A 19,901-nucleotide genomic window follows, 5' to 3' on the forward strand; every position below is an offset into this window, starting at 1 on the left:
TGGTCGGACGCGAGCGGTCAGCCCGAAACCTTCTCCGCCAGCGGCGCATGCAGCGGATTATGCGTGCCGAAGACGTAGTCGAGCGTCGTCACGCTGACATGCGGCGCGCCGTGGTCGCGCAACATGGTGGCGCAATCGGCGGCGCGGTCGGCCGGGCAATGCAGCAGCAGCGGCTGGCCGACCTGCGTGCCGAAGGGGGCGACCGCGCCGAACTGCTCGCCGGCGGCGCGGGCGGTGAACTCCGGCGCCTGCACCAGCGCGCGGATCTCGCGCACGCCGCGCGCGCGCTCTTCCGCCGCGATCCGGTCGAGGATGACGCGCGCGGTGTCGAGGTGCGCCTGCGTCCACTCGGCGGTCAGCGAGGCGACGAGATGGGCCTGGCTCTTCAGGATCACGCCGTCGTCCAGCACCTTGAGATGGTTGGCGGTGAGCGTCGAGCCCGTCGTGGTGATATCGACGATCAGCTCCGCGCTGCCGGCCGCCGGCGCGCCTTCCGTGGCGCCCGCGCTTTCCACGATCCGGTAGTCCGACAGCCCATGCTCGGCGAAGAAGCGGCGGGTGAGGGTGACGTATTTGGTCGCGACCCGCAGATGGGTTCCCTTGCGGGCGCGGAAATGCGCGGCGACATCGGCCAGATCCGCCATGGTCGCGACGTCGATCCAGGCATCCGGCACGGCGACCACCACATCGGCGAAGCCGAAGCCGAGCGGCGTCACGATATGCACGGCCCTGTCGGGCTCGGCGATGCTTTCATGCACCAGGTCGAGCCCGGTGACACCGAAATGCGCCTGACCGCCGGCCAGTTCTCGCGCGATCTCGGAAGCCGAGAGAAAGGCGATCTCCGCCTGTTCCGCGCCGAAGCGGCCCAGCCGGCCGCGATAGTTGCGCGCCCCGCCGGGGCGGCGCACCGGCAGACCGGCGCGGGCGAAGAACTCGTGGGTGTTGTCCTGAAGCCGGCCCTTGGAGGGAACGGCGATGAGCAAGGGCGTCATGACGGTCTCAGATCCGATCGAGCCAGATGGAAAAACCCGTGGCGGGAATATGGGTGCTGGCGCCGAGCAGGGCCAGCAGCCGGTCGTAGCGTCCGCCGCCGACGATCTGCCCGGCGCTGGCGCGCGAGGCGGAATGGATCTCGAAGACGAAGCCCGTGTAATAGTCGAGCCGGCGGCCGAAATCTGCGGCGAAGCGCAGCGTGGCGAGGTCGAGCCCGTGCGCCTCCAGCTTGTCCAGCCGGGCGGTGAAGCGCGCCAGCGCGTCCGTGAGGTCGAGACCCGCGTCGGCGGCGAAACGCTCGACCTCGTCCGCCGCCGCGCGCGGTGCCCCGGAAATCGCCAGATAGCGCGTCACGATCTCCGCCGCGCGCGTCGTGGCCGCGTCATGATGGGCGAGCATCGCCTGTTCCAGCATGCGCTCGGCGATGTCGGCGGCGGTGCGTCCCGCGACCGGACGCGAGCCCGCGAGCCGCAGGAGATCCGCGACCGCGGCTTGCGCGCGCGCCGGATCGACGCCCTCGAGAATGTCGGCGAGCGCGCCCCGTTCTTCAGCGCCCGTGTCCTGTGTGCCGGTCTCCGAGGGGCCGGCCATGGCGGCGAGCGCCGCGTCGAGCCGGGCGCGTTCGCCGAAGAGGTCTCCGAGCCGCCGCTTCCACACCGGCGGGCAGTCGAGCCCGTCGAGCACGGCGCGGAACAGGCCCTCGTCGCCGATGTGGATTGCGGCGTCGTCGACGCCCAGATGCGCGCTCGCCTCCAGCGCGAGCGCCAGAATGTCGGCGTCCGCCTCTTCCAGGTCGGTGCGCCCCAGGCACTCCACCCCGGCCTGCATGAACTCGCCGGCCCCCTCGCGGCGCTGGCGGAAGACCGGGCCGCAATAGCTGTAGCGCGCCGGCGCGGCCGGATCGTCGCGCTCCAGATGTGCGCGGCAGACGGGGATGGTGAAATCCGGGCGCAGGCACATCTCCGCGCCGGAGGCATCGGCGGTGAGATACATGCGCCCGCGAATGTCCTCGCCGATCAGGTCGAGAAAGACCTTGGCGGGCTGCAGGATCGCCGGCGTCACCGGCTGGTGACCGGCCTCGGCGAAGAGCCCGCGCAATCCGGCATAGGCGTCCTGGCTCATGAAGGCTCTCCCGTCGAGCGGCTCGCATCCTTGGCATGCGACCGGCTCGCATCCTCGGCATGCGACCGGCTCGCATCTTCAGCATGCGCGGCGAGCATGGCGCGCACCGTTTCCACCAGCGCGTCCTCGGCGACGCTGACCTGCGCCGGCCGGCTTGCCCGCCAGGTGACATTGTCCGCGATCTCGCCGGACAGCCGCTTGCCCTCGATCAGGTCCTTGATCTGCACCTCGCCCGCGTCGCGCTCGTCCGAGCCCTGGATGATGGCGAGCGGGCAGCCGCGCCGGTCGGCGTATTTGAGCTGGTTGCCGAATTTCTTCCAGTTGCCCTGGTACATTTCCGCGCGGATGCCGGCGTCGCGAAGGGTCTGCGTCAGGCCCTGATAGCGGGCGAGCGCGGCCGCGTCGCCGTCCATCACGGTGACCAGCACCGGCGGGAGAATGGCGGTGGCTTCCAGCTTGCCGAGGTTCTTGAGCGCGCTCATCAGCCGCGACACGCCGATGGAAAAGCCCGTCGCCGGCACGTCGCGGCCGGTGAAGCGCTTGACGAGACCGTCGTAGCGCCCGCCCCCTCCGACCGAGCCGAAGCGCACGACCTCGCCCTTCTCGTTGGTCACGTCGAACAGAAGCTCCGCCTCGTAGACCGGGCCGGTGTAATACTCGAGCCCGCGCACACAAGTCACATCCACTCGAATTCGGTCCGCCTCGTAACCGCAGGAAAGGCATAAGTCTATGGTTCTATCTAGTTCAATCATGCCTTCTTTAAAAGTTTTACTTTCTGAAAATACTCCAAATACCGATTCAGCTAAGACGAAAAATTTTGAGAATACAGTCTTTTGGCCTTCTGCAATGAGTTTCTTAATGTTTTCGCGGAACTCCGGAAAAGGTCTTAGAGAAAAATTTTTGTCGGCCAAGGAAAATTTGGAAAAGTCCTCATATAGATCGAGAATATCATCATCATCTTCGCTCAACGGCCGATATGCGAACTCCTGAGCGTAAATCAGACTCAAAACAGACCCAATTTGATTCTCGCTCAGCCTCGCTCCTTTGGTGAAATCTCCCTTTCCTTGTGCGCCACCATCCCAGCGGCCGTCGCCCAGCAGCAGGCGCACGCCCTCCACTCCGAACTTGTCCAGCTTGTCGATGGCCCGAAGCACCGTGAGGCGACGCTCCGCCTCGTCTTCGCCACCAAGCCCGATCGCTTCCAGCACGCCGTCGAGCACCTTGCGGTTGTTGACGCGGATGACGTATTGGCCGCGCGGAATGCCGAGCGCTTCCATGGCGTCGGCCATCATCATGCACATTTCCGCGTCCGCCTGGACGCCCGGCGCGCCGACCGTATCGGCGTCGAACTGCATGAACTGGCGGAAGCGGCCCGGCCCGGGCTTTTCGTTGCGGAACACCCAGCCCGAGCGATAGGTGCGATAGGGCATCTGGATGTCGTTGATGTTTTCCGCCACATGGCGGGCGAGCGGCGCGGTCAGGTCGTAACGCAGGGACATCCACTGCTCGTCGTCGTCCTGAACGGAAAACACGCCGGCGTTCGGCCGGTCGGTGTCGGGCAGGAACTTGCCGAGGCAGTCGGTGTACTCGAAGGCCGGCGTCTCCACCGGATCGAAGCCGTAGCGCTCGTAGACGCGCTTGATCTTCGCCAGCATCGCCTCGCTCGCGCGGATGTCGTCGGCGGAGCGGTCCGCGAAGCCGCGCGGCAGGCGCGCCTTGAGCTTGCTCGGTTTGGACTTGGCCATGGGTGGTGCGTGTCCGTTCGCTCGGATATCGAAGGGTGTGGGCGGTGGACCCTGAGGGCCGGTTGAACAGCGCGCGGGTCCGGGGAAACTTCAGGTAGATTGCCGGTTTCCTAGACGAAACGGCCCCTGCGGGCAAGGCGCCGCGCCCGCGTTCACCATACGTGGCGAAACAGCGGCCCGCGCGCGGGGCCTCTTTCATGCAAAACTTGCCCTTTCATGCGAAGCTTGCAATGAGCGGCGTTCCGACTATGGTCCCGCGCGACCGTGCCGGACGGGTGTCCGCGTGGCGGGGCGGCGTGTCGGAGCGCGTGTGACGCGATCCGCCCGTGCAGTAACCCCTGTGCCGCGACCCCTGGCGTCCCTGCGCGGGTCGATCCCTGTTTTGGACCTCTGGAGACCTGGATGCCGGTCGACGGTGCATCGCCTTCCCTGATTGCCGCGAAGACGGATCCGCAGGCGGAGGGGTCCGCGCCATCCGGCGACGGCGCGCCCGGGCCCGCGCCGTCCAGCACCGGCGCGCCCGGGCCCGCGCCATACGGTGAAGACGCGTCCGGGCCCGCGCCATATGGTAAAGATGCGCGCGATGCGGCGACCACCGCCGTTCTCAGCGTGGTTTTGCCGACCTTCAACGAACGCGACAACCTGCCCGTGCTGATCGCGCGCCTCGATGTCGCGCTTGCCGGCGTGCCGTGGGAGGCGATCGTTGTCGACGACAATTCCCCGGACGGCACGGCCGATCTGGCGCGCGAGATGGCGGCGCGCGATGCCCGCATCCGCGTCATCCGCCGCGTCGGCCGGCGCGGCCTGTCGGGCGCCTGCATCGAGGGCATGCTGGCGTCTTCCGCCGCCTATGTGGCGGTGATGGACGCCGACGGGCAGCACGACGAAACGCTGCTGCCGCGCATGCTGGCGGCCCTGCGCGACGGCGAGGCCGACCTTGCGGTCGCGAGCCGTCATGTGGAGGGCGGCGCGGTCGGGGAGGGGCTGACCGGTGTGCGCGCCTCCGGCTCCGGCCTGGCCAACCGGCTGGCGCGCCTGTTTCTCAAGGTCTCGCTCTCCGATCCGATGAGCGGCTTTTTCATGATCCGTCGCGGGGAAGTGGAGCGGCTTGCGCCGCAGCTCTCCTCGCAGGGCTTCAAGATCCTGCTCGACATCGTCGCCAGCGCCCGCGGGTCGCTGCGCATCGTCGAGCTTCCCTTCGTGTTTCGCGAGCGCCTGCACGGGGAAAGCAAGCTCGATACGCTGGTCGCGCTCGATTTTCTGGGGCTCATCTTGTCCAAGCTGGTTGGCGATCTCGTGTCCGTGCGCTTTCTCATGTTCATGATGGTGGGCGCCTCGGGCGTGCTGGTGCACATGGCGGCGCTCTTCACCTTCATCGAGGCGTCGGGCCTGACCTTCGAGATCGCGCAGGTCGCCGCGACCTTCGTGGCCATGACCACCAATTTCTATCTCAACAACCGGCTGACCTACCGCGACCGGCGGCTGCGCGGCTTCTCGGCGCTGCGCGGCCTTTTCACCTTCTATCTGGTGTGCAGCATCGGCGTGGTCGCCAATGTCGGCGTCGCCTCGCTGATCCATCAGGAGGATTCCGGGCGCATCCTGATCGGCCTGGCGGGCGCGGCCGGGGCGGTGGTGGGCGCGGTGTGGAACTACGCCGCAAGCTCCGTGCTCACCTGGCGCAAGACCTGAGGCGCCCGCGACCATGACGGCGACCATCACGGCGACCGGCATCCTGCGCGCCTCCGCGTCTCCCGTCGTGGCGGCGCAAGACCTGCCCGTCTGGCTGCGGCCCGGCGGGCTCGCCGTTCTGGTGCTGGTGCTGGCGGCGGTCAGGCTTGTCGTGGCCGCGCAGGCCGGACTTGCCGAGGACGAGGCCTATTACCGCCTGTGGGGGCTTTCTCCTGCGACCGGCTATTACGACCATCCGCCGATGATCGGCTGGTGGGTCTGGGCGGGCCAGCAGCTGGCCGGCGACACGGCGCTCGGCCTCAGGCTGATGGCGGTGCTTTCGGCGCTGATCGGCTCCGCCGCCCTGTGGCGCACCGCGCATCTGCTCTTCGGCCCGCGCGTCGCCGGCTGGTCGGTGCTCTTCTTCAACGCCTCGCTGCTGATCGGGGTGGGCAGCTTGCTCGCCACGCCGGACGCCCCGTCCGTCTTCTTCTGGGGGCTGGCGATGTGGGCGCTCGCGGAACTCGCGGCGCGCGGCAATCCGATGTGGTGGCTCGCCGTCGGCCTGTTCGCCGGGCTGGGCGTGGCATCGAAGTATTCGGTTCTCTTTCTAGGCGCCGGCATCGTGCTCTGGCTCGTCTTCGTGCCGGCGGCGCGGATCTGGTGGCGGGCCTGGCAGCTGTGGGCCGGCGGGCTGCTGGCGGTTCTCATCGTGCTGCCCGTGGTGCTGTGGAACGCCGATCACCAGTGGGCGTCCTTCGTCAAACAGTTCGGCCGGGCGGTGCCGGGCGGCTGGACGCTGAAGTATGTCTTCGAGTTTCTGGGCGCCGTGATCGGCCTTGCCAATCCGCTGGTCGCGGTGCTCGCCGGTCTCGGTCTTGCCCGGGTCGTGGGGCGTGCGCGCGGCGGCGACCCGGCGGCGGGGCTGCTGCTGTGGCTCTGCGTGCCATTCTTCTCCTATCTGCTGCTGCACTCCTTCCATTCCCGGGTGCAGGGCAACTGGCCCGCGCCGCTCTATCCGGCACTTGCCATGATGGCGGCGCTCGTGGCCGCCGACCCGCCGCAGCGGGCCGCGCGGCTGTGGCGCGGGGTGGCAGGCAGTGCGGTGGTCCTCGGGCTCGCGGTCTCCGCTCTTGTCTATGTGCATGCCGTTTCTCCGCTGACCGGCGCGCTTGCCCGCAAGGATCCGACCCATCAAACGCGCGGCTGGCCGGCGGTGCGCGCCGAAATCCTCGATCTTGCCGAGCGTCACGACGCGCGCTGGATCGCCACCTGGGGCTATGGGCTCAACGCGCAGCTCGCCTTCCAGCTGCGCGACGATCTGCCCGTCGAGCAGCTCACCGAGCGGATCCGCTATGTGATGCAGCCGCCGCTTGCCGCCTCGCGCGTTGCCGAGCCGGCGCTCTTCGTCGTCAAGGCCCGCCGCGATCCCGGCGCGGCGCACCTGCGCACACGCTTCGGCGAGGTCGAACGGGTGGCGACGGTGACCCGCGCGGTGCGCGGCACGCCGCTCAAGGATCTCGTTGTCTACCGCGTGGCCCGTCCGACCGGCGATCCGCGCGATCCCCTCTATCCGCTGCCCTGATCGCGCCCGCGCGCCCGGTCGGTCGTTTGGCGGATTGGCAGGCGGGCGCACAAGGCGCATAGGTATCCTCCATGAAACGTATCCTGCTGACATCCGTCGACTATGGCCTGGCGTTCGGGGTCGACCGGGCGCTGCGCGGCCTCGTCGCCGAGGGCCGGCTGTCGGCGGTCGGCTGTCTCGTCGTCTCGGATCTGTGGTCGCGCGAGTATCTGCCGCTGCGCGATTGCGTGGACGCCGCGCCCCATCGCACGCGGGTCGGGGTCACGCTGGCGCTCACCCGTCCGCATGCGCCGCTGTCGGTGAAGGGGCGGTCGCGGTTCGGCGAGGCGCTGCCGGGGCGCGGCTGGTGGCGCCTGCGCGACGCGCTGCGGCTCGTGCCGCGCGACGTTCTGGTGGACGAGGTCGAGGCGCAGCTCACCTGCTTCGAGGAATATTACCAGCGGCCGCCGGACTTCCTGCATGTCGCCGACGAGCTTCTGGCGCTGCCGAGGGTCGCGCATGTGGTGCTGAGAACGGCGAGCCTCAGGCGCCACCGTCCGCTCATCGTCACCCCGCGCCTGCGGGCCGACGGCGGCGTGGAGGCCCGCTTCGCCCGCCGCTTCCGGCGGTTCGCGGAACGTTACACGCTGCGGGTCCTGCCGCGCGGGCCGGCCTTTCCGGACGTGGCGGGCGCGGAGGCCCAGCAAACCCATTTGCGCCGGGGGCTTGCCGGTGTGGAGGATCTGGCCGTCGTGACCTGCCGTCCCGGAACGGTGGACGACCGTCTGCGTCGGCTCGAGCCGCTGGCCCGTCAGGACGTGCGCGAGGCGCAGCTTGCCTTCCTGTCGGGCGAGGCGTTTCCCCTGCTCCTGGTCGAAACCGACACATTCCTGTTTTGAATCCGCGTCGCGCCGGTGACCTTGTCTTGAAGCCGCATCGCGCCTTCGGGCACCGCGCGCCCGGCCAGGGCCTGCGCGAAATCCGGCTCCCCCGCGGGGAAATGGGGAACCGGATTTTCGGGGCGTTGCGGGAATCGCAGGGCGCGTGCGAGGTCAGGGAAGCCGCGCCTTGCGACTGGTCCACCCTCTCATGCGCCACTTTGCGTTGCCGTGACGGTCGTCACACATTGGGCTTTGTCCTGACCGCCAAGCCGGTAAGATGGCCCGCGACGCGCGACCGGGGCAGGGTGGACGTGCGCGACAGACGCGAAGGCGGCGGCGGAGGGCAGCCTCCCCGCGGACGGATGAGGCGGGGCCATGCTGGAAGTGCGATCGTTCCTGGAAAACAGCTTCTCGATGGAGGGGCTCGACGGCGAGCTTGCCTCGGGGCTCTCCGCGCTGGCGCGTGCGATGTCGGTGAAGCCCGGCGCGATCCTCTTCGAGGCCGGCGATCCGGGCAACGGCTGCTACGCGATCCTGGAAGGCTCGCTCAAGGTCTCCATCGTCAGCATCGAGGGCGACGAGCAACTGCTCGCGGTGATGGGGCCGGGCAGCATCGTCGGGGAACTCGCGCTGCTCGACGGGCGGGCCCGCTCCGCGACCGTCACCGCGCTGAAACCCACCCGCCTCGCCTTCATCGACAAACATGCCTTCGAGCGCTTCGCCGACCAGAACCCGGCGCTCTACCGCCACATGCTGTCGATCGTCGGAAAGCGCCTGCGGCAGGCCAACGATGTGCTCGCCGCGCGGTCCTTTCTACCGCTGCCCGGGCGCGTGGCGCAGACGCTGCTGCAACTGTCGGAAACCTTCGGCAAGCGGCTGGACGACGGGCGCATCCTCATCCACTACAAGCTGTCGCAGGCGGATATCGCCAACATGGCCGGCGCCGCGCGCGAGAACGTCAGCCGCGTGCTGAACGACTGGAAGCGCGCGGGAACGATCAGCCGGATCTCGGGCTATTACTGCCTGGAGAAACCCGAATGGCTGGAGCAGGCCTCGGCCTTGTAGGCGGGCCGCGACGTCGGAGGCGATTCGAAACCGTCACGATCATGTGGCGCTTCGATGATCATGAGTTGCATGGCTGAAAAATATTCTCTTTAAGATTGTCAATACATGCCTTTTTGCTTGGGTTTATTGCTGTGTAGTCACGTAGATTAAGAGGGCGGTAAGTCCGCATCGGCTACTCCGGGACAACTGTCGTGCCTCCTCGGGCCAGTATGGAGTGTCTCGTGATGCGGTTTTCCGACCTGACGATCCGGAACAAATTGCTTCTCAGCGCCGGAGCGTTGTTCTTTGTGTCTCTCGCCGGCGTGACCCTGTCCGGCTCCTTCGTGATGAGTTCGGCGATGGAAAAGGCCGCCCGAAACGAGGCCGGCGCGCTGTTGTCGGCCTATGCCGAGGATGTGGCGGGCGAGATCACACCCTACGCCACGGTCGCCAAGACGTCCGCGGCCGCCGTCGAAGGCCTGCTTGCCAACGGCATGCAGGATCGCGACCGTCTGGGCGATCTGATGATCCGAACGGTCGAGGCCAATCCGGATCTCGTCGGCATGACGCTGGCCTTCGAGCCCAACAAGCTGGACGGGCGCGACGCGGATTTCACCACCCACAAGTATTCCGACGCCTCGGGACGCTTCGTGCCCTATTTCTATTTCGACGCGAACGGCAATGTGACCACCGAGAAGCTGGTCATGACCAAGGAAGCCGGCACGGAAGGCTGGTACGACAAGCCGATCCGGGAAAACCGCTCGCTGATCACGCCGCCCTACGCCTATCCGATCGATGGCAAGGAAGTGCTGATGAGCACCATCAGCTGGGTGGTGCGCCAGAACGGCGAGGCCGTGGGCATCACCACCTCGGATCTGTCGCTCGCGAAGCTGGCCGAGATCATGTCCGCCCATCGCCCCTTCGGCGCGGGCGAGGTCAATCTGATCGGCGGCGACAATCTCTGGGTCGCCAATGCCGATACGTCAAAGCTGGGCCAGACCGTAACCGATGCCTCCGTCCTGGAAATGCTCGGCGGCGCGACGTCGGGTCACGCCATGAAGCGCTTCGGCGAGCGGTTCCTGGCCGTGGCGCCGGTGTCCTTCCCCGGCCTCGATGAGAAGTGGTACGTGGCGATCGACGTGCCGCACGCCGCCATGGTCGCCGGCGCCGTCACGGCGCGCAACACCATGCTCGCCATCTCGGCCGCCATGCTGCTGGCCGCGCTCGGCATCGTGTGGTTCGGCGCGGGCATGCTCGCCAACCCGGTGGCCCGCCTGACGGGCGTGATGCAGCGGCTGGCCGACGGGGACACGTCGGTCGACGTCGACGAAAGCGAGCGCAAGGACGAAATCGGCGCCATGGCCCGTGCCGTCGCCACGTTCCGCGAGAATGCCATCGAGCGCCAGCGTCTCGAAGCCGCGCAGAGCGAGGACGAAAAGGCCCGCATGGAGCGCCAGAAGCGCATCGAGAACCTGATCGGCGGGTTCCGCGAGACGGTTCAGGGTCTGATCGGCACGGTGGGCGAGACGGCGGCCGGCCTCGACCGCACCGCGCGCGATCTGTCGGCCAGCGCGCAGGACAGCGCGGAGCGCGCCAGCGAAACGTCCGAGGCAAGCTCCGTCGCGACCTCCAACGTCCAGACCGTGGCCTCGGCGGCGGAGGAGCTGTCGGCCTCCATCGCCGAGATCTCCCGCCAGGTCGGCCAGACCACCCAGGTGGTGGCGCAGGCGACCGAGGGCACCCATGCCACCAACGAGAAGATCGCCGGCCTCGCCGAGGCAGCGAGCAAGATCGGCGAGGTGGTCAAGCTGATCACCGACATCGCCGAGCAGACCAACCTGCTGGCGCTCAACGCCACCATCGAGGCGGCGCGCGCCGGGGAAGCCGGCAAGGGCTTCGCGGTCGTCGCGGCGGAGGTCAAGGAACTCGCCACCCAGACGTCGAAGGCGACGGAAGAGATCAGCGCGCAGATCGGCGCGATCCAGGGCTCGACCGGCGAGGCGGTGACGGCGATCGGCGAGATCGCGCAGATCATGCAGGAGGTGAACGGCTACACCACCTCGATCGCCTCGGCCGTCGAGCAGCAGGGGGCGGCGACCAGCGACATCTCGCGCTCGGTCCAGCAGGCCGCCCAGGGCACCAGCGCGGTGACCGGCAACATGGAGCGTCTGGCCGAGACGGTCGAGCGCACCAGCTCCGCCGCCGACACCGTGCTCGACGCCTCCGGCGCCATGAGCCAGAACACCGACGCCCTCAAGGCCGAAATCGACCGGTTCCTGGGCGAGGTCGCTGCCGCCTGACCCGGCGCGGCACTTCCAGGCCCGAGAGACGAAAGCGAACGGCGGGACCTGTGTCCCGCCGTTTTCATGTCTGCATCTCTGCAGCCGGGTTGGTGCGGATCAGCGCAGCCGGTGCTGGGCACGGAACTCCCAGGGCGTGACGACGCCGTCGGAGTTGGTGTCCGAGGCCCGGTAGCGTTCTTCGCCGGCGGCCATCCATTCCGCCTTCGACACCGATCCGTCGCCATTGGCGTCCATCGGGGCGAAGCGGGCGGCCTTGGCCTCCTGGCGCGCCTGCATGCGCTCCGGATTGCGGCCCTGACCCGGCCCCATGCGCACGTCCATGTATTCCTCTTGCGTGAGGCTGCCGTCGCCGTCGGCGTCCATGGCGTAGAAGACGGCCTCGCGCTGGGCCGCGGCCTCGTCGTCGCTGATGCGTCCGTCGTCGTTGGCGTCGAGGATCGCGAAGCGCTGCATGGCGCCGCCGTCGCCGCGCATTCCCATGCCGGCCCCCATGCCGCGACCCTGGCCCTGACCTTGGCCCCAGCCTTGCATTCCCTGCCCCTGCATCCCCTGGCCCGGCGTCTGCGCGGCCGCGGGGAGGGGAGCGACGGCGAGGACGCCGGCACAAAGCGCAAGTGAAAAGAAGAATTTGAGGGGCATACACATGAGAGCCTCCGCGCGATTGTGGGACAGGCACCAGTGTGTCGGACGTGGGCCCGACTGCATTGATAGATATCAAGATGTGAATGTTGTGAGCGGCCCCGGCGGCCCGGGCCGAAGCGTTGGCAAGCGGCGCGACCGTCGGTAGGGTTTGCTCACAGGAACCGCAGGTCGCCCGATGCGGGCGGCCCTGGAGCAATTTCAGCAAAGTCGGAGACTTTCGCGCTCGCGAAATTGCGGAAAAACAGAGACATGGAGCATTTCGAGTGATTCAGCATTCACGAGAAATGCTCTGGGAAAGGACGTCGGGTGAGTGAGGAGATCGAGACGCAGGCGCCGGTCGGCGAGCTGACGCTGCGCACCATGGCCATGCCGGCCGACACCAATGCGGCCGGGGACATCTTCGGTGGATGGGTGCTGTCGCAGATGGATCTGGCGGGCGGGATCGCCGCCGGCCAGCGCGCCGCCGGGCGCGTTGTCACGATTTCCGTCGAGCGGATGACCTTCATCCGCCCGGTCAAGGTGGGCGACGTGCTCTGCGTCTATTGCGCGATCGGCAGCGTCGGCCGGACCTCGCTGAAGGTGGCGATCGAGGCCTGGGCGCTGCGCCAGAATATCGGCCGGCGCGAGAAGGTGACGGATGCCACCTTCACCTTCGTTGCCGTCGATGACGAGGGGCGCCCGCGTCCCGTGCCGGAGATGGCCTTGCTCTCCGGCTGAGGCTCAACGCCGGGCGGAACGTGGTCTTGCCGCGTTCCGGGACCGGGTGAAGAGCGCGAGGGCCTGCGCCGGGTGCCGGGCGGCGATGTCGCGCAGCAGCGGCTCGTCGATCGCCTTTCGGCAGCCGCTTGCCCACAGGCGCAACTGGGCGGCCAGTCGGGCGGAGCGTTGCGCGGCGGAGAGCCTGCCGGTCTGAGCAGTCCCGGTTTCGCGCAAAGCCGAGGCGGCGAGTCCGGTCATTCGCATTCCAAGCGCCAGCACCCGCAGTTCCGCCAGCGTGGGGCCTGCGCGCCCTTGCGCCGGGAGGATGCGTGCCGGCTCGCGTTCGCGGCGCTGCCCCTGCGGCTCAGGACAACCGTCGGCAGCGCGGCTTTCGGACGAGGCGGAGGACGGTGTGAGGGACGCGGCTGGGGACGCGGCGGGGGTGACCATTAAAAAATCCTCCTTCGGTTTCCCGAGGAGGACTGGCGCGTTTGCGGGGATCGTCTCGAAGCCGCTTCGTTGCCGCAGATGCGGCCACATCCCCGTGAGCGGTGCGCAATCGGAACGATCCGTTGCGTCCGTCCGTCAGGGAAACCACCTTGCCCGGCGGGCAGGTTGGCGAGGGCGCCAGCCCTTCTCTTGATGACGGATGGGTTGTGCCATGGCCGGCCGGCCCGTGCAAGACGTTTGTCGCGGGTCAGCTGCGCGGATCGTCGTCCAGGTCCTCGGCCGGCGGCTCACTCGGGTCCGTGGTGTCGGCTTCCGCGCGGGGGTCCAGCGCCATGGTCTCGGGCGTTGCGAAACGGGCCGCCGAGGCCATCGCCACGAAGTCCTCGCGGTCCGCCGGCGCGATGGCCTCGCGCCGTGTGATCCGCCACAGGGCGAACAGCAACAGCGCCCCATGGGCAACGGAGGTAACCGCGAACAGGCCCTGCGGGGTCGTCACGCTCATCACCAGCGCGGCGGCGAGCGGGCCGATGACCGAGCCGATGCCGAACATCAGCAGCAGGCCGCCGCTCACCTTGAGGAAATCGCCGGGCGCGGCGTGGTCGCTCGCATGCGCGACGATCACCGGATACATGGCGTAGATCATGCCGCCGAAGGCGGAGACAAGAGCGATGACGAGGCCGGGCGGCAGCAGCCCGCCGGCCGCGAGCATGCCGCCGATGGCGCAGGCGAGCGCCGCGATGGCGATCAGCACATAGCGCCGGTCCATGCGGTCGGAGAGCAGACCCACGGGGATCTGGATCAGCGCGCCGGCGAGCAGCGCGGCCGACATCATGGTGGCGATGCTGGTCACCGACAGGCCGATCTGCCGCCCGTAGACCGCGCCGAGCGTGCCGAAGGCGCTGTTCGATACGCCGACGAGGAAGATGCTGATCACCGCCACCGGCGAGTTGCGCCAGAGCGCGGTGATGTCGAGCTCGGCCTGCGCGAGCGGGGCGGGGGCGGCGGCCGTCGACAGGGCGGTCGGCAGAAGCGCCAGCGAATAGACGATCGAGCCGACCACGAAGAACACGAAGCCCGCCGGATCGCCGAGCGTCAGCAGCATCTGGCCGATGGTCGTCGCGGCCAGATTGATCATCGTGTAGAGGCCGAAGATCCGTCCGCGCGTGTTGGTGGTGGCGCGTTCGTTGAGCCAGCTTTCCACCACCATCGCCGCGCCGGCGAAACAGAATCCCGACAGCGCCCTGAGCGGCACCCAGCCGGCCGGATGCAGGATCAGCAGGTTGAGCAGGACGACGATCCCGGCGGTGGAGCAGAACACGCCGAAGGTGCGGATGTGGCCGACGCGCTTCACCACATGCGGCGTCAGCAGGCAGCCGGCGACATAGCCGATTGCCCAGCCCGTTCCCAGCAGGCCGAGGGCGGTGTCCGAAAAGCCCTCGATGGAGCCGCGCAGCGGCAGCAAAAGGCCGTGCAGCCCGCCGGCGAGCAGAAGGAGGGCGGAGCCGGCCAGAAGCGCGGCGATGGGCAGGAACTGGGTCATCGGCTCGTTGATGGCGCGGCGACGGCGCCCGCGTCAACCGTCGGTGTCATGGTTTGCGCGTGGAGGCCCCGCGCGGAAGCTCCTTGCGGCGGGTCAGTAATGCGGTGGCTTGACGCCGGGCGCATTGCGCGCGCTGGCGTCCTCCAGCTCGTCCATGTGGTCTTCGAGCGCGGCGAGCTTGCGGGTGAGCAGATCGATCTGCCCGGCTTGCCGCGTCACCACATCGTTCAACTCGTCGATGGCGAGCTGGGCATGGGCGAGATCGGTTTCGAGTTTTTCGAGGCGGGCGTCGGTGTCGCTGGTCATGGTGCAGGTGTCTTCGAAAAGGGAGTGGGCCGTCGCGATCCATCGGAACCATAGGCCGGTTCGCACTGCTTTGCCTACGGTGCCGGTCAAGGTTTGCCCCGCCCGGCGAGGGGATTTGCCCGGCAAAACGAGAAAGGGCGGCCAGCAGGCCGCCCTTTCCGCAAATGTCGGTTCCGATGGACTTCTCAGAAGTCCCTGCCGCCCTCGAAACCGGCTGTTGCCGGTTTCGACCTGGCATAGCTGAAACCGGCTGTTGCCGGTTTCAGCATCTGGAGCAATGGGCGGTTCCGATGGACTTCTTAGAAGTCCATGCCGCCCATGCCGCCGCCCGGCATCGCCGGCGCGCCGCCATCCTTCTTCGGCAGCTCGGCCACCATCGCTTCGGTGGTGATGAGCAGGCCGGCGACGGAGGCCGCATCCTGGAGCGCGGTGCGCACGACTTTGGTCGGGTCGATGATGCCGGCCGCGATCATGTCGACGTACTCTTCGCTCTGCGCGTTGAAGCCGAAGTTCTCGTCCGGGTTCTCGAGGATCTTGCCGACCACGATCGAGCCTTCCACGCCGGCGTTCTCGGCGATCTGGCGGATCGGGGCCTCAAGCGCGCGCAGCACGATCTTGATGCCGGCCATGATGTCCGGGTTGTCGGAGGTGAGGCCCTCGACGGCCTTCTTGGCGCGCAGAAGCGCGGTGCCGCCGCCCGGGACGATGCCTTCCTCCACGGCCGCGCGGGTCGCGTTGAGGGCGTCGTCGACGCGGTCCTTCTTCTCCTTCACCTCGACCTCGGTCGCGCCGCCGACGCGGATCACCGCGACGCCGCCGGCGAGCTTGGCCAGGCGCTCCTGGAGCTTCTCGCGGTCGTAGTCCGAGGTGGTCTCCTCGATCTGCGCCTTGATCTGCGCGACGCGGCCCTCGATGTCTTCCTTGGCGCCGGCGCCATCGACGATGGTCGTGGTCTCCTTGGTGATCTCGACCTTCTCGGCGGTGCCGAGCATGTCGAGCGTCACGTTCTCGAGCTTGATGCCGAGATCCTCGGAAATCACCGTGCCGCCGGTCAGGACGGCGATGTCCTCGAGCATGGCCTTGCGGCGGTCACCGAAGCCCGGAGCCTTGACGGCGGCGATCTTCAGGCCGCCACGCAGCTTGTTGACCACGAGGGTGGCGAGCGCCTCGCCCTCGACGTCCTCGGCGATGATGAGCAGCGGACGGCTGGACTGCACGACCGACTCCAGGATCGGCAGCATGGCCTGCAGGTTGGAGAGCTTCTTCTCGTGCAGGAGAATGTAGGGCTTCTCCAGATCCGCGATCATCTTCTCGGCGTTGGTCACGAAGTACGGCGACAGGTAACCGCGGTCGAACTGCATGCCCTCGACGACCTCGAGCTCGGTCTCGAGCGACTTGGCTTCCTCGACGGTGATCACACCCTCGTTGCCGACCTTCTGCATCGCCTTGGCGATGTCGTCGCCGACCTGCTTGTCGCCGTTGGCCGAGATGGTGCCGACCTGGGCAACCTCGTCGGAGGTGGTGATGGTCTTGGAGCGGGCCTCCAGATCCTTCACCGCGGCCTGGGCGGCGAGATCGACGCCGCGCTTCAGGTCCATCGGGTTCATGCCGGCGGCCACGGCCTTGGCGCCTTCCTTGACGATCGCCTGGGCCAGCACGGTCGCGGTGGTGGTGCCGTCGCCCGCGACGTCGTTCGTCTTGGAGGCGACTTCGCGCACCATCTGCGCGCCCATGTTCTCGAACTTGTCCTCAAGCTCGATTTCCTTGGCGACCGACACGCCGTCCTTGGTGATGCGCGGGGCACCGAAGGCCTTGTCGAGCACGACGTTGCGACCCTTCGGGCCGAGCGTGACCTTCACCGCGTTGGCGAGCGTGTCGACGCCCTTGAGCATGCGCTCGCGGGCATCGGCGGAAAACTTGACTTCCTTGGCAGCCATTTTCGTTACTCTCCTGATAAGTCTGGGATCCGTCCGGCGCGAAACGACGCTTGCCGCGTGCTGCGGCGCCCTGCGGGCGCCGGGCGGCGCGGTGTCGCGCCCGGGCGGGGGAAAGACGGGGTGCGGCTTAGCCCACCACGCCCATGATGTCGCTTTCCTTCATGATCAGAAGGTCTTCACCGTCGATCTTGACCTCGGTGCCGGACCACTTGCCAAACAGCACGCGGTCGCCGGACTTGACGTCGAGGGTGATCAGCTCGCCGTTGTCCTTGCGCGCGCCGGGGCCGACGGCGACGACTTCGCCTTCCTGCGGCTTTTCCTTGGCGGTGTCGGGGATGATGATGCCACCGGCGGTCTTTTCCTCGGACTCGACGCGGCGGACCACGACGCGATCATGCAAAGGGCGGAACTTCATGTCGTGCTCTTTCCTTTTCTGGCCAGCGTGGTACTCCTCCTGCCCGCCGGACACGCGCCGTGCGGGAGCGAACGCAGACCACGTTGGCACTCCTTGAATGAGAGTGCTAACAGCGCGCCTGATGTAGGATGCGCCCAAATCGCTGTCAATGATCTTCGCGCGAGATTTTTCGACCTCGGCAAACTGCGCCTGCCGCGGCGCGAAGGGCGCCGCGCATTCGCAATGCGCATGCGTCGGTCAACCTCTTCGTAAGAGGTCCCTCGTATCCTTTGCGCATGACAAAAGTGCGCAATCCCTTTCGGCAGTTCTGGCGCGACCGGCGCGGCGGCATCGTGGTGATCTTTGCCATCGTCGCGGGGCTGGTGGTGCTGATCATCGGCGCGGGCGTCGATTTCCTGCGCGCGCACAACGTCAAGTCCAGCCTCCAGGCGGCGGTGGACGCGACGGCGCTGGCCGCCAATTACGACAGCGACGGACTGTCGGAGGCCAAGGTCAAGGCCAATGCGGAAGCCTATTTCGGGGCGATCTACAAGGGCGGCGACGTCGATCTCGACGTCTCGGTGTCAAAGGGCACGGTGACGGTCAAGGCGACGCAGGGCGTCGGCACCATGTTCGGCGGGGTGCTGGGCAAGGAAACGCTCGACGTCGGCGTGCAGTCCCAGACGGTGATCGGCAAGAGCACCTTCGATGTCGTGATGGTGCTCGACAATTCCGGCTCGATGGGCGGCAGCAAGCTCAGGACGCTCAAGACCGCCTCCGAGGACTTCGCCGAGACGCTGTTCGCGCTCAACGACAACGGCGACAAGAAGGACCGGGTCAAGATCGGCCTGGTGCCCTTCACCTCCTTCGTCAACATCGGCGGTGACAAGGAGAACGAACCCTGGATGGATCGCGAGGGACTGTCGCCCATCCACTGGATCAATTTCGAGACCCGGGCCGACGGCACGCCGGACCCGGACGAATTCGAGAGCCAGTACTTCTACAACGGCAGGCCGAGCCGCTTCACCCTGTTCAAGCAGCTCAACCGCACGCCGTGGCTCGGCTGCGTGGAATCCCGCCCCGTTCCCTATGACGTGACCGACGAGGTGCCCGACCGGCGCAAGCCGGCCACCCTCTTCGTGCCGATGTTTGCGCCCGACGAGCCGGACGGCCAGTTCACCCGCGGCTGGGATCGCCACCAGAACGATTACATCCGCGACTATTCCGGCGGCTGCGACAAGAACATCTGGCAGGAGGCCCGCAAGCTCGGCCTGCCGCTCTGGGAATATGCGCAGGAGCGCATGTGCAAGTACCGCAATCAGAACAGGTCCTTCGGCAACAGCTACACGAAGGGACCGAACTACAACTGCCGCACCCGCCCGGTGACCGACCTCACGATCAACAAGAACGCGATCCTCAACGACCTGAAGCGGATGCAGGCGAACGGCAGCACCAACATCCACCAGGGCGTGATGTGGGGCTGGCGGATGCTGTCGCCGACCCCGCCTTTCACGAGCGGGCGCGTCGTGCGGCCGAATTCCGACGACGAACACGTCCGCATCATGATCGTTCTCTCCGACGGTGAGAATTTCTACCAGGGGCAGAACTCGTTCAACCGCACCAGCATCGGGGCCTATGGGTATGGCACCGAGGAGCGCATGGGCAACGGCGTCGACGACACCTGGGAGATCGAGAACGCGATGGACCAGCGCACCGCGCTCGCCTGCGAAAACGCCAAGAAGGACGGCATTTCGGTTTATACGGTGGCCTTCCAGATCAACGATCCGGACACGCGGGAGATGATGCGCCGCTGCGCCAGCAGCCCGAACATGGCCATCGACGCGCGCTCGAACTCCGATCTGGTCGATGCCTTCGAGCGCTTCGCCGAGGAAATCAGCAAGCTGCGGCTGTCGAAGTGATCGCCACGCGCGGTCCCGGCAACGCCGGCCCTGAATGGTGGGCCTGAATGGCGGCTCTCATCCGGCGACGTCTCGCCGCGCGGCCTCACTCGGCCGGAGCCGGGTCCGCCGTCACGGTGAAGGGCAGGTCGAGGCTTGCGCTCTCGCCCGTCGCCGTATCGCTGAGCCGCGTCGTCAGTGTGTAGGCGCCCGGGCGCAAGCCGTCGAAGCGAAACCGCAGGGTGGCGTGAAACTCGCGCTGCCTGTCGCGGGCGTCGCTTTCCAGCGTGGCGAAACGCTCCTGCGCGGCCAGGATCTGACCGGACGCGTTGGCCACTTCGAAATCGGCGGTCAGCCGGATCGCATGGCCCGTCGCGCTCTCCAGGTAGCCGTAGCCGACGGGCTGGACATAGACGATCAGCGTGTCGTCCTGCGCGAAGGTCGCGTCGGGACGCGGGGTGTATTGGCCGAAGCCCGTCACCTCGCCCTCCACGAAGAGCCCGCGCGCGATGGCGAGCGGCGCCTCCGCCCAGGCCTCGGCGAACCGGGCCTGCGCCTCGGCAAGCGCCGGCGGCAGGGATGACGACAGCGCGGCTGCCCGATCGTCGGCCACGGCGGGAAGAGACAGGGCCGCAAGCAGCAGCGTCGCGGCAATCGTGCGCGCCCGCTCGCGTCGCGATGTCGTGAAATCCCGCTTGGCCATCGTTCTCCCCGC

General features: G+C 67.7%; 17 protein-coding genes and 1 riboswitch. Of the genes, 7 read left to right on the forward strand and 10 right to left on the reverse strand.

Annotation, left to right across the window (positions count from 1 at the left end; genetic code table 11):
* Window positions 1–17 precede the first annotated feature (17 nt).
* Genes hisG through hisS form a run of 3 tightly spaced genes read right to left on the reverse strand, consistent with a single transcriptional unit; the run spans window position 18 to window position 3,860 of the window.
* A complete protein-coding gene (gene hisG / locus ABL312_RS01375; protein ID WP_349359586.1) occupies window positions 18–992 on the reverse strand; it encodes an ATP phosphoribosyltransferase in 975 nt (324 codons plus the stop codon).
* Between the two features lie 7 nt (window positions 993–999).
* Window positions 1,000–2,115: an ATP phosphoribosyltransferase regulatory subunit gene (locus ABL312_RS01380; protein ID WP_349359587.1), complete on the reverse strand. Its 1,116-nt coding sequence runs from the start codon at window positions 2,113–2,115 to the stop codon at window positions 1,000–1,002.
* The gene (gene hisS / locus ABL312_RS01385; protein WP_374730164.1) at window positions 2,112–3,860 is read right to left on the reverse strand and encodes a histidine--tRNA ligase; all 1,749 of its coding nucleotides are present in this window, start codon (window positions 3,858–3,860) and stop codon (window positions 2,112–2,114) included. The genes ABL312_RS01380 and hisS overlap by 4 nt, the downstream gene beginning before the upstream one ends.
* Window positions 3,861–4,469: 609 nt before the next feature.
* On the opposite strand from hisS, the gene ABL312_RS01390 reads away from it, so the two are divergent.
* From ABL312_RS01390 to ABL312_RS01410, 5 genes are all read left to right on the forward strand, one after another.
* Window positions 4,470–5,549, forward strand: coding sequence for a glycosyltransferase family 2 protein (locus ABL312_RS01390; RefSeq protein WP_349359588.1), 1,080 nt, complete (start codon window positions 4,470–4,472; stop codon window positions 5,547–5,549).
* 13 nt (window positions 5,550–5,562) lie between these two features.
* Window positions 5,563–7,113 carry a glycosyltransferase family 39 protein gene (locus ABL312_RS01395; protein ID WP_349359589.1) on the forward strand — a complete coding sequence of 517 codons (1,551 nt, stop codon included), beginning with the start codon at window positions 5,563–5,565 and terminating at the stop codon, window positions 7,111–7,113.
* A 71-nt stretch (window positions 7,114–7,184) separates the two neighbouring features.
* The gene (locus tag ABL312_RS01400) at window positions 7,185–7,991 is read left to right on the forward strand and encodes a ChbG/HpnK family deacetylase (protein ID WP_349359590.1); all 807 of its coding nucleotides are present in this window, start codon (window positions 7,185–7,187) and stop codon (window positions 7,989–7,991) included.
* Window positions 7,992–8,348: 357 nt separating this feature from the next.
* Window positions 8,349–9,038: a Crp/Fnr family transcriptional regulator gene (locus ABL312_RS01405; RefSeq protein ID WP_349359591.1), complete on the forward strand. Its 690-nt coding sequence runs from the start codon at window positions 8,349–8,351 to the stop codon at window positions 9,036–9,038.
* A 224-nt stretch (window positions 9,039–9,262) separates the two neighbouring features.
* Window positions 9,263–11,317 carry a methyl-accepting chemotaxis protein gene (locus tag ABL312_RS01410; RefSeq protein ID WP_349359592.1) on the forward strand — a complete coding sequence of 685 codons (2,055 nt, stop codon included), beginning with the start codon at window positions 9,263–9,265 and terminating at the stop codon, window positions 11,315–11,317.
* 99 nt (window positions 11,318–11,416) lie between these two features.
* Here ABL312_RS01410 and ABL312_RS01415 read toward each other — a convergent pair whose 3' ends face one another.
* On the reverse strand, window positions 11,417–11,851 hold the full coding sequence (locus tag ABL312_RS01415) for an EF-hand domain-containing protein (protein ID WP_349359593.1): 435 nt from the start codon (window positions 11,849–11,851) through the stop codon (window positions 11,417–11,419).
* A 471-nt stretch (window positions 11,852–12,322) separates the two neighbouring features.
* On the opposite strand from ABL312_RS01415, the gene ABL312_RS01420 reads away from it, so the two are divergent.
* Entirely contained in the window at window positions 12,323–12,679 is a 357-nt protein-coding gene (locus ABL312_RS01420; protein WP_349361314.1) for an acyl-CoA thioesterase, read from the forward strand.
* Window positions 12,680–12,682: 3 nt separating this feature from the next.
* Here ABL312_RS01420 and ABL312_RS01425 read toward each other — a convergent pair whose 3' ends face one another.
* The 5 genes from ABL312_RS01425 to groES form a co-directional block, all read right to left on the reverse strand.
* Complete coding sequence (locus tag ABL312_RS01425; RefSeq protein ID WP_349359594.1) at window positions 12,683–13,111, reverse strand: hypothetical protein; 429 nt, start codon at window positions 13,109–13,111, stop codon at window positions 12,683–12,685.
* Between the two features lie 55 nt (window positions 13,112–13,166).
* Window positions 13,167–13,312: riboswitch (SAM-I-IV-variant riboswitch) on the reverse strand.
* Between the two features lie 46 nt (window positions 13,313–13,358).
* The gene (locus ABL312_RS01430) at window positions 13,359–14,651 is read right to left on the reverse strand and encodes an MFS transporter (protein WP_349359595.1); all 1,293 of its coding nucleotides are present in this window, start codon (window positions 14,649–14,651) and stop codon (window positions 13,359–13,361) included.
* Between the two features lie 93 nt (window positions 14,652–14,744).
* Window positions 14,745–14,957 carry a SlyX family protein gene (locus tag ABL312_RS01435; RefSeq protein WP_349359596.1) on the reverse strand — a complete coding sequence of 71 codons (213 nt, stop codon included), beginning with the start codon at window positions 14,955–14,957 and terminating at the stop codon, window positions 14,745–14,747.
* A 299-nt stretch (window positions 14,958–15,256) separates the two neighbouring features.
* Window positions 15,257–16,894, reverse strand: a complete 1,638-nt coding sequence (gene groL / locus ABL312_RS01440) for a chaperonin GroEL (protein WP_349359597.1) — start codon at window positions 16,892–16,894, stop codon at window positions 15,257–15,259.
* 127 nt (window positions 16,895–17,021) lie between these two features.
* Window positions 17,022–17,309, reverse strand: coding sequence for a co-chaperone GroES (gene groES / locus ABL312_RS01445; RefSeq protein WP_349361315.1), 288 nt, complete (start codon window positions 17,307–17,309; stop codon window positions 17,022–17,024).
* Between the two features lie 275 nt (window positions 17,310–17,584).
* Between groES and ABL312_RS01450 the strand changes: the two genes are divergently transcribed.
* The gene (locus ABL312_RS01450; protein WP_349359598.1) at window positions 17,585–19,207 is read left to right on the forward strand and encodes a TadE/TadG family type IV pilus assembly protein; all 1,623 of its coding nucleotides are present in this window, start codon (window positions 17,585–17,587) and stop codon (window positions 19,205–19,207) included.
* A gap of 85 nt (window positions 19,208–19,292) precedes the next feature.
* Here the strand turns inward: ABL312_RS01450 and ABL312_RS01455 are convergent, their stop codons facing one another.
* Window positions 19,293–19,889, reverse strand: coding sequence for a hypothetical protein (locus ABL312_RS01455; protein WP_349359599.1), 597 nt, complete (start codon window positions 19,887–19,889; stop codon window positions 19,293–19,295).
* Between the last annotated feature and the right edge of the window lie 12 nt (window positions 19,890–19,901).

The sequence above is a fragment of the Stappia sp. genome (assembly GCF_040110915.1).
GTDB lineage: Bacteria > Pseudomonadota > Alphaproteobacteria > Rhizobiales > Stappiaceae > Stappia.